The organism is Acinetobacter sp. ANC 5045 (assembly GCF_004331005.1).
Taxonomy (GTDB): Bacteria; Pseudomonadota; Gammaproteobacteria; order Pseudomonadales; family Moraxellaceae; genus Acinetobacter; species Acinetobacter towneri.
Genome location: NZ_SJNS01000001.1, coordinates 259,491 through 272,106, shown reverse-complemented (window position 1 = coordinate 272,106; position 12,616 = coordinate 259,491). Strand labels below are relative to the sequence as shown.

General features: G+C 37.9%; 9 protein-coding genes. 2 read left to right on the top strand and 7 right to left on the bottom strand.

Annotated elements, in window-relative coordinates; genetic code table 11:
- Positions 1 to 59: 59 nt before the first annotated feature.
- Positions 60 to 851 (top strand): DUF4145 domain-containing protein, encoded by a 792-nt coding sequence (locus tag E0H79_RS01390; RefSeq protein ID WP_004910141.1) that lies wholly within the window; start codon positions 60 to 62, stop codon positions 849 to 851.
- Positions 852 to 895: 44 nt separating this feature from the next.
- On the opposite strand, the gene E0H79_RS01385 is transcribed toward E0H79_RS01390, so the two are convergent.
- The 3 genes from E0H79_RS01385 to E0H79_RS01375 form a co-directional block, all read right to left on the bottom strand.
- Positions 896 to 1,351: a GNAT family N-acetyltransferase gene (locus tag E0H79_RS01385; protein WP_004910135.1), complete on the bottom strand. Its 456-nt coding sequence runs from the start codon at positions 1,349 to 1,351 to the stop codon at positions 896 to 898.
- A gap of 118 nt (positions 1,352 to 1,469) precedes the next feature.
- Positions 1,470 to 2,657 (bottom strand): MFS transporter, encoded by a 1,188-nt coding sequence (locus E0H79_RS01380; protein WP_109426800.1) that lies wholly within the window; start codon positions 2,655 to 2,657, stop codon positions 1,470 to 1,472.
- Positions 2,658 to 2,724: 67 nt separating this feature from the next.
- On the bottom strand, positions 2,725 to 3,921 hold the full coding sequence (locus tag E0H79_RS01375) for a benzoate/H(+) symporter BenE family transporter (RefSeq protein ID WP_131260659.1): 1,197 nt from the start codon (positions 3,919 to 3,921) through the stop codon (positions 2,725 to 2,727).
- Between the two features lie 104 nt (positions 3,922 to 4,025).
- On the opposite strand from E0H79_RS01375, the gene E0H79_RS01370 reads away from it, so the two are divergent.
- Positions 4,026 to 5,513, top strand: coding sequence for a PLP-dependent aminotransferase family protein (locus tag E0H79_RS01370; RefSeq protein ID WP_004910126.1), 1,488 nt, complete (start codon positions 4,026 to 4,028; stop codon positions 5,511 to 5,513).
- 858 nt (positions 5,514 to 6,371) lie between these two features.
- Here the strand turns inward: E0H79_RS01370 and E0H79_RS01360 are convergent.
- From E0H79_RS01360 to E0H79_RS01345, 4 genes are read right to left on the bottom strand one after another with little or no spacing between them, the layout of a single operon-like run.
- Positions 6,372 to 7,871 (bottom strand): TnsD family Tn7-like transposition protein, encoded by a 1,500-nt coding sequence (locus E0H79_RS01360; protein WP_109426798.1) that lies wholly within the window; start codon positions 7,869 to 7,871, stop codon positions 6,372 to 6,374.
- A gap of 2 nt (positions 7,872 to 7,873) precedes the next feature.
- A complete protein-coding gene (locus tag E0H79_RS01355; protein WP_109426797.1) occupies positions 7,874 to 9,556 on the bottom strand; it encodes an AAA family ATPase in 1,683 nt (560 codons plus the stop codon).
- Between the two features lie 29 nt (positions 9,557 to 9,585).
- Entirely contained in the window at positions 9,586 to 11,730 is a 2,145-nt protein-coding gene (locus E0H79_RS01350) for a Mu transposase C-terminal domain-containing protein (RefSeq protein WP_109426796.1), read from the bottom strand.
- Positions 11,714 to 12,517, bottom strand: coding sequence for a heteromeric transposase endonuclease subunit TnsA (locus tag E0H79_RS01345; protein WP_033523443.1), 804 nt, complete (start codon positions 12,515 to 12,517; stop codon positions 11,714 to 11,716). Before E0H79_RS01345 ends, E0H79_RS01350 begins: the two co-directional genes overlap by 17 nt.
- Positions 12,518 to 12,616 lie beyond the last annotated feature (99 nt).

The window sequence follows — 12,616 nt, the reverse complement described above, 5'->3', positions numbered from 1 at the left end:
CGTATTCGTGCAATTAAGAATACGTCATTTAATATAAATTTAAGTTATGTGACTTCACAATGACTGAAAAAATTATTATGGATAGACAACTTTTTAAAAAACCTTTTAAACAGACTGATAATGTTATTCTGCCTTGTCCAACTTGTAAGGGATTAAGCTTAAAACTTGATAACAGAAAATTTTATGCTTTTGATACAGCACTCTCAAGAAAAATTCAAGAAAGTGAAGAAGATTGGGATTTCGATTGGTTATCATCAGTTTTTACAGCAGTATTTATTTGTAGCAATGGTGCTTGTGGTGAGCATGTAATATGTTCAGGTACTGGTTTTGTTGATTGGGAAGCTGAACCTAACGAACATGGAGAGCTGGAACAACAGTATTATTGTTATTATTCACCAAAAACTTTCATACCTCCTATTAATTTTTTTAATATTCCTGAAAAATGTCCTAATAGTGTTAAAGAACCATTGATTGAAGCTTTTTCTTTAACATTACAATCTTCTGGTTCTGCTGCAAATAAAGTTAGGGCAGCTATTGAAAATCTTTTGACCGAGTTTGGAGTAGCTAGAAATTCAAGGAAAAATAATAAACTTCATCGTTTATCTTTAGATGCTAGAATTGCTAAAGCTAAAAATAAAAATGCAAATTTAGGTGATCTTGAAGATATTTTATATGCTATTAAATGGTTAGGTAATGCTGGCAGTCATGGTAATTCTGAAATAACAATAGATGATGTTTTTGATGCTTATGAATTGATGAGCCATTTATTGAATGAATTGTATCAATCTAAAGCTGAAATTAATAAACTAGCTAAAGCTATTAGGAAAAGAAAAGGTCCTGTCAAAAAATAATCAGAAAAGGAGTCCACTCTATTAAATGGTGGACTCCTATTTTCTTATTCCAAAGGCATACGATATTCAATGATTCCTGGCTTTTCAGCAACCCAGTTATAAAGTTTTTGGGCGGTATGATTGGTTTCCTGTGTATGCCAATATAAGCGGTCACATTTTTGGGCAATCGCCTGTTTTTGTACATATTCAATCAGGCGTTTACCAATATGCTGACCACGAGTTTCAGGTGACACATATAAGTCTTCCAGATAACAATAATTTTGTTCTGCCCAGGTTGAGCGGTGAATCACATAATGCACAAAGCCTAAAACTTTATCACCCTGTTTGGCAACAGCACAGTACACAGGCTCAGCTTTGTCAAAGAAGCGTTGCCACGTGGTTTCAGTCACCTTAGTGGATAAACAGACCTTATAAAAATCCTGATAGGCTAACCAGTAAGGTATCCATTGTTGATAATCTTGTTGCTGTACTGGAATCACCTGAATTTCTTGGCTTTGCATGATAATACTCCCATGATTTTGTGAGTTAAAAATAGATGAGCAAAGCATAATATTGATATGGTACTGTTTTAAGATACAGTTTTAATATTTTCCACAGTACCAGTTTTGATATGAAAATCTAGGATATTTTTCTATTCATCATCTCCTGAATAAAGATAATAATCACAGTCAATAGAATAAAAGCAACGGCTAACCATAAAATCTCTATGGCTAACTTTTTATCCAGTAAAAAACCACAGATTAGGGGGCCAACCACGCCACCCAGATTAAATCCTGTGGAAACAATACCAAAAGTACGTCCTTCTGCTCCGACAGGCGATGCCTTACGCACCAACATATCTCGGGATGGGGCAATAACGCCCATTAAAAATCCAGCACAGGCAAACGAAGCCACCAATGCCAAAGCAGACATCGGCATACAAATAATCATGATAAGCACTAAGGCAGCACTACCAAACGCTGCCGCAGCAAAGGCTGAATGATGCTGAACTCTATCTGCAATAACTCCACCTGCCAGTACCCCAAATGCACCCGAAAACATAAATGCAGTTAAAGCATAATTCGCTGTGTTGAGGTCAATATGTAATCCATCGATCAGTGAACTGACAGAAAACTTTTCAATCGCCCCTGTGCTTAAGCTGAGCAAGGTAAAAAACAGGGTCAAGATGGCAATGGTTGAAAAATGGATAGCATGAGGGCGAACTTCTGCATGGGAATGTTGTTGTTTTTTATCATATTGACGAGACTGAATATGAATCTGTGAGAGATTCAACATCAGTAATAGACCAACAAGGCTAATGATTGCCGCCAAAGCGAAAGCCCAGTTTATGCCAAAGCTCATGCCTATACTAATCATCATCAATGGCGTAATTGCAGCACCAAAGAAACCTGAAAAAGTATGAATGGAAAAAGCCCGACCCATCTGTTTTGCAGGAATGCCTGTAGAAAGTAAAGCATAGTTTGCAGGGTGATATACACCATTTGCCACACCTGCCAATGCCATTGCAACGATAAGTGAAATATAGGAGGTGCTGATAAAAACTAAAGTGAAGCTGATGGTACCCAGTAATAGGGCATAAATCAGCATCTTTCTTGCCCCAAGACGGTCTACTAAAAAGCCAAATGGAGCTTGTACCAGCAGAGAAACCACATTAAATACACCGATTGCAATGCCCAGTTCCATAAAGGAAACATTGATCGCCTTTGGTAAAATGGGCAATAAAGCAGGTAAAGTCATAATATGAATATGACTAATGGCATGAACAATAGAGATGTAAGTTAAGAGAACTTTAGCACTTCTTTCCAATGGATTGCCTCAAAGTGTTTAAATTGCAAAAAGGGTATGCGTGATACCCTGAATATCAATGGCTGACTCATGAACTGAACTTAAATTTACCATTCAGTACAAGATAAGAAATTAATCCTAGAACTAATCCCCAGAATGCACCATCAATCCCAAATAAGCTAATATTGGCAGCAGTAGCAACAAAGGTAATTAAAGCGGCTTCACGGCTATTAACGTCACTCATGGCATTGGCAAGGCTTCCTGCAATTGTGCCTAACAAGGCAAGCCCAGCCAGTGTGCTAATAAATGCGGTAGGAAATGCTGCAAATACTGCTGCCAATGTCACGCCAAAAATCCCGACCAAAATATAAAATATCCCTGCGGCAATCCCTGCAACCCAGCGTTTTGATGGGTCTTCATGTGATTCTTTACCTGTACAGATTGCTGCGGTAATAGCAGCCAGATTAAACGCATGTGAACCAAAAAATGCCATGATGAATGAGCCTAAACCTGTCACAGCCAGAATCGGTTTGGCACTGGTTTTAAAACCATCATTTTTAAGCACGAATAAACCTGGCATATATTGCCCTGTTAAGGTAATAAGGAATAAAGGCAAGGCAATACTGAGTATCGAGTTAATCGAAAACTCAGGGGCAGTAAAAATTGGGGATGCCAATTTCAACTCAAATCCAGCAAAGTCAATTCGTGATTGCAACATCAGGAAAATAAAACCAAAAACTAAAACGCTGACAATCGCATAGCGTGCTGAAAAACGCTTGGTGATGAGGTAAACAAAAAATAAGGAAATCGCCAGAAATGGGTCAATGGTCATATTGGTAAAGGCAGCGATCCCAAACTGTAATAAAATTCCTGCCAATAAACCTGAGGCAATGCCAATCGGAATCAGGCGAATGAGTTTCTCAAAATAGCCTGTAATCCCTAAAATGACAAAGGCTAAGGCAGAAAGTAGGTATGCCCCAATCGCTTCGGCATAAGGTACGGTCACAAGAGCAGTAATCAGAAAAGCTGCCGCAGGGGTTGACCATGCTGTAATAATCGGTTCTCGTGTGTACCAGCTTAATATTATCCCTGTGATACCGACCCCAATCGAAATCGACCATACCCATGAAGCTGTAAGCTCAGGGCTAAGTCCTGCCATCTGTGCAGCCTGAAAGATTAAAATAAATGTACCGCCATAATTGACAATGACTGAGATTAAACCTGCCATAATTGGGGGCAGCAAATCATTGGAATGACGCTGAAAAGATGAGTATTGACCAGACATAACCCAACCCCTAAAAATTTAAAAATTAAGTAGCAGAGTGTATTTTTAATGATGGTATTGTCATAAGATACAGTTTGGATATTTTTTAAAGTACCAGTTTAATCATGGCAACGTCACCTTCTGCTTATTTTCCACACTTAATTTTGCCCAAAGGGCAGCAAATTAAAGACGGTTTATATTGTATTTTGCGTGATGCGATTTTAGAGGGCCGCCTATCTGCGGGTACAAAATTGCCCTCAAGCCGTACTTTGGCAGAAATGATGTTGATTTCCCGTAATTCGGTCTTGGCAGCGTTGGAACGTCTGCTTGATGAGGGTTATTTAGTCACTAGACCGAGTTCAGGCACGTATGTTGCCGATATTATCCCTGACCAACTGATTCAAATTCAAAATGATAGACAACAAGCGGTATATCAGCCTACGCAAACACTCAACATTAATCCTCATATTGCCAATTTATTGCCACATTGGCATCAGCAGCGTTTTTCTAACCAAGAAAAGAAAATGTTTCATATAGGTGTGGGTTGTGTGGACTTATTCCCCCATCAACTTTGGGGGAAATTATTAGGTCGAGCATGGCGACAGTCCTATTATCAACTTGGACAATTCCATGACCCACGAGGATATTTGCCATTGCGTCAGGCAATTTGCCAATATGTCCAATCAACACGAGGATTAAACTGTAACGAAGAACAAATTTTGATTGTGAATGGTACACAACAGGCAATTCATCTGGCAGCTTATGCCCTGTTACAGCCACATGACCAAGTATGCTTAGATGAACCAGGTTATGATTCGGCTCTTCATATATTTCGTAGCTTTGGGGTGACGGTACAGCCGATTGAAAGTGATGATGAGGGGATGAAAATCCCAGAGATTATTCAGCACCATGCAGCCAGTAAATTAGTCTATACCGCTCCCTCGCATCAGTTTCCACTGGGTGGCACATTAAGCCTTGCCCGACGTTTTGCCTTACTGGATTGGGCGGCTCAACAGCAAAAATGGATTTTTGAAGATGACTATAACAGCGAGTTTCGTTATGGCACACACCCTATTCAGGCATTGCAGGGTTTAGACCAACAGCAACGGGTGATTTATGCAGGCACATTTTCCAAAATGATGTTTCCTGAATTTCGATTGGGGTTTATGGTCGTCCCTGAAGCCTTAATTGATACAGTTAGTCTGGCAAAATATTATACCGATACTCGTAGTTCTTATCTGGAACAAGTGGCACTGACTGAATTTATAAAAGATGGTCATTATGCTCGGCATGTGCGTAAAATCCGTAAAGCCTGTTACGAACGGCAACAGGTTTTAATTGCAGCAATTCAACATCATCTCTCGGATGTATTGGACGTACAATCTACCGATTCAGGGATTCATTTGGTGTGTTGGCTAAAAGCAAATTGGACAGAGCAGGATTTTATAGCCCAATGTATACAAGTAGGTTTATCAGTACAACCATTATCCCGATATTGTCAGACTTCATCGCAAAAAGCAGCCGTATTGTTTGGTTATGCGGCACATACCCCTGATGAAATCAAAGAGCATATAGAGAAACTGGCAAGACAAATTCAAAAAGAGACGATTTAAGGAATTAGAAAGTTTAAAAAAGAAGTGGCTTCTTCTGTAAGCCTTTCCTCGCTGAGACCTGTAATCAAACATTCAATTTAGTAATAGATAATTTTATATGCAAAAGTAGTTCTGTAATAAGAAATTTTACTGAATAGCCCCAACCAAGAATTTTCGTGTTTTGGGGCTTATAGTTCGTTGAAAATATTTAGAAAACTTTCTCTTAAAAAAATGATCACTGTCCTCATACTAATCGGATATGTATCATTTAACATAATTTGAAGTTATGCGACTTCAGAATGACCTATGATTTTGGAAGGGAATTTAGAACGTTTTCCAACCACTCTTTTAGTTTCCCTTTTTTTTCAAATGTATAAATGTCGTATTCTTCGGGATATTTTTCTTTAAATGCTAGAATAAAATCATCTATTGTAAATGATTCACCTGTAATCGAATTTCGAGTTTTCAAAATCTTTTTATTGATGTCTTTAACAAGATGCCCTTTTTCTTTCTAGGTAACTTTACATCCTCACCAAATGCTTGTAATGCTAAGAAAGCATCATGTTGTACAGCATAAACTTAATCATTAATCATTAAACGCCAAAGCATATCAATGCTTTGACGGCATTTGAATTTCTTAAGTTGTGCCACAGAAGATTGACGATTTTTATAGCTGAGTTTATCCGCAGCGAGTTTTTTTAGGTCTTAAATGTTTGTAGGTGTAATTTCTTCAAAAGTACATTTTGCCATTTTTAATTGCTTCCATATTTGTGAAATATAAGTGATGATTAAAGTAATAAATATGGTTCAATTTCAATAATTCAATAGAAGTTAAAGAAAAGTCCACGCTATCTAATGGTGGACTCTCATTCCAACTTTTTACAATACTTTGAGCAGAAACCGAGCAGCTTCCGAAACCATACGTTCATCACTTAGACCTGCTTTGCGTAAAATTCTCCAACGAGGCAGAACTTCTGCCTTTATTTTCATCTCAATGAAAATTTTGGTTAAACGTCTAATCTGGTATGTCCCGATATCTTCACTATATTTCTCTAAAAATAATTTGGTTAAAGACAACATATCTAGATTTTTCTCAATGGTTGATACATGGGAGGTCTGTTTCATCCACCATTTTGCTGAACGTCTAGGACTATTTAAATCCCAGAGTAAATCATTGTTAAGCTTAATGAGCTGTTTCACGAAGAATAAATCACGGCTATGCCAATCCACTTTAGTGCCTTGAGGGATATATTTTTGGTGAAAACCCTGATTGGTCTCTAATAACCAATGCTTATCATTACGATATAACCAAGCATATAAAGCGGCATTTAAAAGTCGGGCAGGCTTTACGCCATTTTGTTTGATTAAGTTCAGCCATTTTTCTCTGTTTTTTATGGTGAGATCAGTAAGATGGCTGTTAGGAACATTTACATGATTATCTTGATTTATCTTACGGAAAGAGTGGACTTGGTTGAGAATTTCGGCAAAAGACCATTCTCTATTAATTAAAGCCTCAATCGTAATGATATGTTCCAGATAACTAAAACTTTTGCGATGTTTTCTAAAAATGTGGTGTAGCCAAGAGGTCTCGGAAGTTAAATCGGCTAAACAATACTGCTCTAAAAATTTCTTTGACCAACGGACAGTTATTCTTTCTAAAATACGTTCATGCAAAATTTGGTTTTTCCCCCGAATACAAGCATTCTGCCGAGCCAATTCATAATAAAACATGGTCCATTGTTCATAACTGGGTGACTCAGAGGGAGGCAAGGTCAATAACTCTAACAATTTGGACGTAATAAAAATATCGTCAGGATTAGCAATGGTTTGTTCTGTTTTAGGACATGATTGATGAGATGGAACTAAAAAATCATGCCGATGTAATGATCTTAAATCCAGTTCTGAGTCAATGAGTTGACCATGTTGGATACAGCAAGCACCCTGTATTTGCCATAAGCGGAACCAATAATATTCACCATATTTGTCTAATTGTTCTGCTAAACATTGTGGGCAATAACGTAATTTATGAATAGGTGGGATACGTGAGGCATTAATGCCTAAAGCCAGATGAATCGAACCTTGAGAAACATCAGCCATCCACTTTAAGCATTGTTGTCGTCTTTTTTCGGGCACAAAAGGTGCATAGATTGGAAACAGAGTATGCTGATAGGCGATATCCTGAACGGTAAACTGATGATTCGAAAACTGATGAATAATAGCGTTTAGGTGACAAGGCAAATCTACCGTTGCAATCACCTTGCGGTTTTTAAAGACTTCATCCAGTAATTGTTTAGGACTATCTAAAGCCAAACGAGTCCCTGCCCGAGCCACAGTACTGTAAATCAGCTCGTGTTGGTAAGGCATGGGAAAGTTTAGCATGGCTAACTGACCTGTTTGAGCCAGTGATCAATATCAAAAACGATATTGGTTTGAGCTTTTAAATGTTCATAAAAGCTATGTTCATTTTCTTTTTGTGAGAATTGGAAACGTAAGTCTGCTGTATCCAAGGTTTGCCATTGATCAGGCTTGGTACTTTTAGCTTGTGATAATTTTGGTTTTGATGACGATGAACTGGATTCATGCGAAACATCCTGATTTAACCAATGCATAATAATAGGAAGTAGCTCAGTTAATTTTCGATCTGGATGTTCTTTAAATGCTCTTTTAACAAGGGGAATTAAAAGCTGGGAATCATAACCAAGCTCAAGCAATAAATTATGCAAGCGTATGGATTCAGCATGACCCCGATATTCTGCCAGTTGGTCATTTTGATCTAGGCTACTTTCTTCAATTCGGGAGATCAATTTTAATAATTTCCGATCTACTTCAGGTGTGATCAAGTCGGAATATTCTGCAATTCGTCTTGCATCACCAGAGCGTAAAACATCTATAATTTTATGAATCGGTTTGAAATCTTCCTGAAACGTGGTTTTAAGCAATTTAACCGTAATGCGTTCCAAACCTGATTCAATCGCTCGTATCTGTGCCAGAACGAACAGTTTGACCACAATGTCCAGAATACCCTGACTCAGGTCAAACCAGCATTGGCGTAATTCTTCAGACAATACAGGGTCTGATTTTCTCAACCATTGATACTTCCAGAGTGAGTCAGTAAATGTCATCCATTCGGATTTTCTGACTTTTCCATCTGGTGTGGTGATTGCAGGCTCATTTTTCATCGGTTCCCAATGAATTGAACCCAAACCTACCGCTCTACGTGATGAGCGGAGATCTCGCTCAAAGATTTGAATTGCTTTAGGTGTCCCAACCATGACGATGGGGAGACTATAAATATTGACTAAGGTAACAAAGAAATTGAGCATCTCATCCGAATTTTTGGATCGATTTGCCAATAAATGTTGAATTTCATCAATGACTAATAAGCCAATGGCATGCAGATGGGCAATATGTCCCATAAGCTGTAATAGCTTTTGTTCATTATGGCGTTTTTCCGTATATTGCTTTTCGTAATTTGTTTCCAATGCACGATCTACTGCACTAAAGAAATTTAAATATAAAGACTTAAGTGAACCATTATAAGGACAGTCGATTTTTAAATAGACAAGTTGGGTAAAGTTATGCTCAGGGTGGTAAATCTTTTGTTTATAGTTTTTTAAGATTCGGTTTAGTGTTGTGGTTTTTCCACTGCCAGAAAAACCAATAAAGGTAAGGCTCTGGGCGGTAGAACGTATATCATTAGAGGGTGTTGGTTCAAAATTGTTGGATAAAGCAATTTGATGACTACGGTTTAGAATTCGATTAAAGTCACCAGTCACAATATTCCTCCCCACATAGCCTTTCCTCAGCATGATGGAGATTTTCTGCTCTAATTCTAAGTGTCTGCGGATAGGATGAAAAAAGTTATTAAATAACTGTGAAATAATATGGGCACGAGTATTATTCGGTAACTGTCGATCAGATTGTTTAAATTCGATTGAACCTTTTATCGCTTGAATCGTATCCTGTGCCTCAAAAATGGGTGGCAAAGCCTCGATAAAAGGATTTCTCTGATAATCTGAAACTGGGCTAGGTGTATATACTGCATAATCATTTTGATTGGTCATAAACATATCCTAGAGTAGAGCTACATGTATTAATCATCATCTGAGTGATCAATATCTTCCAGCAAATCCTGATAAATACCAAAAGTAAGTTGGTAATCCTCATCATGTTCCAGCTTCTGTTTGGGCTTAGGCATCTGAATAATGTTATTTGTTGATTCAGAGACTTTTTCAGTTGATTGTTGTTCAGGAAGTGGATTTTTCAGATGATCTGCTTTCCCCGCCAAACGTTCATGATTCTTTTCCCGCTGACGGTTTTCCCTAATGCCTGTAACACGTTGTTTTCTGCTTGATGCTGTCTTTGGTTTTTGAGCATTGGCCTGAGCAATAATAGACTCTATATGTTCTTCCAGAGCAGCTTTAGATTTATTGGTTTCCAGTTCTTGAATAGCTTGGGTTTGCTTCTGTTCCTGTTGAACCTGCCAAACTTCCCAGAAACTACAACCAACAAATTCTCTTGATCTTGGTGCAAGTGCGGCTTCCCAATAGTGAAGACTATCATCTTGATAAAAAACATAAATTATTTCGGCATTACTCGGGTCATACGCAACTTGTAAAGTATCTGGTCTTGAGATTGATTTTTTACGGTGCATCCAGCCTTGCTGATTAATCTCAGCACAATAATAGAATACACCAAAAACTTTGAGCCCAAGATCAGATAAGGTTGCTTTGGTTTTAGGAAGCAGTGCAACACGTAATGCCTTTTCGGAAACCTGTTTTAATCTGCCCACTCGGTTTTGTATACCCCAGTTCCAGAGATGAATCGGAACTAAAGGTAAATCCGTTGGCATATCAAGATCACGATCATACTTTTTTAATTGGTGGGTCAGGTTGTAGGTGAGGATTGAACCAATAATAATCTGCTTAAAATCATGAATTGTTAAAGTAGCATCTAGACGATAATCTGAGCCACCTCGTTTTTTTTCTTTAAAGGGTTGTACCACACCCTGAGCAAAAGGTTTAAATTTTGCCTGAGCAGTTCTGAAATAACGTTCTACAATAGGCTTTAAATCCCCACGATATGGCGCAGTATTTTCAATCCGAATTGAAAAACTATGTTCGAGGGCCTCAATCTGATGACCTAATAATTCTCCACGATCCGCTAAAATCGCATCAGGCAATCCAATACAAGGCCACTCTTCACTGGTAATTTCATAACCATATTGTTTGCATAACTCAACTTTATCGGTCATAGCGACTTGTAGAGCCTGCATTGCGGTTACATATGAAGCATTCTCAAAACCAATATAAAAACCGACTACTATTCTGCTAAATACGTCAACAACAAAGTAAATCGTTGGTCTTCCCACAATACAGGCACGATCAGAATCTGAAACAAGATAAATATCTGCAATCGTTGCATCAATCTCATAACGTGATCCTGGCCCTAAGACTTGGGTATTCACTGTTGAGTTAAGTGCCCGAATGTCCTTGTTATAGAGAATAGGATTGCTACGGGCAGTAAGCTGGGTAACTTTAGGAAATTCACGTTCATAAAAATGTTTAAACTGCCATATTGATGGAATTTCAGTATCTGGCACATCAGGAAATAATGAATGATACATCGTATAGAACTTACGATAGGCATAACCTAAAGAATGTTTATTCTTGGTTAACATATACTTATTGATATTAATTCTAAATAATCGCTCAATATTTACATCAATAAGTGCCCCTGTACCTGGCATAGATTTTCTGGGGCGTCCCAGCTTTTTATCTTTGGCAATTCGTTTACTGCCTTTGGCACCAGAATTTTGATAACTTGGAATAAGTGCATTAGGTATTTGCCCTCGTTGCCAATACCTGCGGGCAAGCCTGTAAATCGTCTGGTGAGTAGATTTCTGCTGCTCCAATATACGTTTAACAAGATCAAAGCGAATAGATGGATCAAAAAATTGATCATGTGTAATGAGCGGTCTGATTAACGCCATTCCAGCATCACGCTTTTGCTGCTGGATACTACCCTCAACAACTTTTAGCAATGCGATATCTGCAAAGGGGTCTTCAATCCATTCAGCTTCGTTTGCTTCTATAGATTTAGTTAACTCATTTTTTTCGATAAGAAAGGGGTTAGCACTCTGACTATCAATATCAATCCATACGATGTGATAAAGTGTCATTTTAAGGATACGAAAAGATGTATCGTGCAGTTTATAAACATCATTGATTCGAAACATGGCGAATGTCCTCCCACACTTCAATATCACCTAATGTAATTTCAGATAATTTAAGCTTTTTATAGTCTTTGGTTATATCAAAAATAAAATAACGTTGAGCAAGAAGCTCCCGAATTTCTGATAAAGATGAACCCAGTTCTAAATCATATGCCTGATCTACTTTTTTACTTAACTCAATTAATGTGAGATGAGGATATTGAGCAAATTTCTGCATATAGTCATCGAGCTTTTCATAAACAGGAAGAGAAGATTCCCTCATAGCAGGATAGAGCCATTTGATATTGTGAAGTACAGTCGCAGGAATATCTTTTTCTGTCAGGATGTACCAAGGTGTCTTTGTACTTTCCCAATATCTTCGTTCCAGCTCAAGTTTTTCAATGGTTCTAATATCTTCTAAATCTGCTACGTATTTTGTTTGCAGAGCAAAATTGGGTTGCCTGAAATCTTTACGATCTACATAAAAATCTGAACTCATAATTTGTAGGGCATTACGAACTCTAGGATGAGTAATTTGAGCTTGTTCTGCAATTTGAGTTGTGGCTTGAAGCGGTAAAGGAAACTGTTCCCGAATATCAGTAACTGATGGATTCCAGTCTAAAAGTAGAAAGGTTGCAAGTTCTAAATCAGACAATAAATGATGTGTACGTTTGGTTGTATGTCCATATACACGATGTGAGCGACCTTTTGAGCCAAAATCACGCACAGTTACCCAAGGTTTATAGTTCTTTAGGTAGCCTTGACCACGACCTTCTTTTATCCAATTGTCTTGTTGTTTTTCAGTCGCCATAGCAAATCGCCTGCTACTCTCATTAATTTAAGAATAGCAGGCGATTGTTATTTGATCAATATGAGATGATACTTTATTACCTAAGATGAAACTATATTA

What these genes read in the sequence shown, in the direction of transcription:
- E0H79_RS01390 (WP_004910141.1), top strand. Translation starts at nt 60, where the DNA reads ATGACTGAAAAAATTATTATGGATAGACAACTTTTTAAAAAACCTTTT.
- E0H79_RS01385 (WP_004910135.1), bottom strand. Translation starts at nt 1,351, where the DNA reads ATGCAAAGCCAAGAAATTCAGGTGATTCCAGTACAGCAACAAGATTAT.
- E0H79_RS01375 (WP_131260659.1), bottom strand. Translation starts at nt 3,921, where the DNA reads ATGTCTGGTCAATACTCATCTTTTCAGCGTCATTCCAATGATTTGCTG.
- E0H79_RS01370 (WP_004910126.1), top strand. Translation starts at nt 4,026, where the DNA reads ATGGCAACGTCACCTTCTGCTTATTTTCCACACTTAATTTTGCCCAAA.
- E0H79_RS01360 (WP_109426798.1), bottom strand. Translation starts at nt 7,871, where the DNA reads ATGCTAAACTTTCCCATGCCTTACCAACACGAGCTGATTTACAGTACT.
- E0H79_RS01355 (WP_109426797.1), bottom strand. Translation starts at nt 9,556, where the DNA reads ATGACCAATCAAAATGATTATGCAGTATATACACCTAGCCCAGTTTCA.
- E0H79_RS01350 (WP_109426796.1), bottom strand. Translation starts at nt 11,730, where the DNA reads ATGTTTCGAATCAATGATGTTTATAAACTGCACGATACATCTTTTCGT.
- E0H79_RS01345 (WP_033523443.1), bottom strand. Translation starts at nt 12,517, where the DNA reads ATGGCGACTGAAAAACAACAAGACAATTGGATAAAAGAAGGTCGTGGT.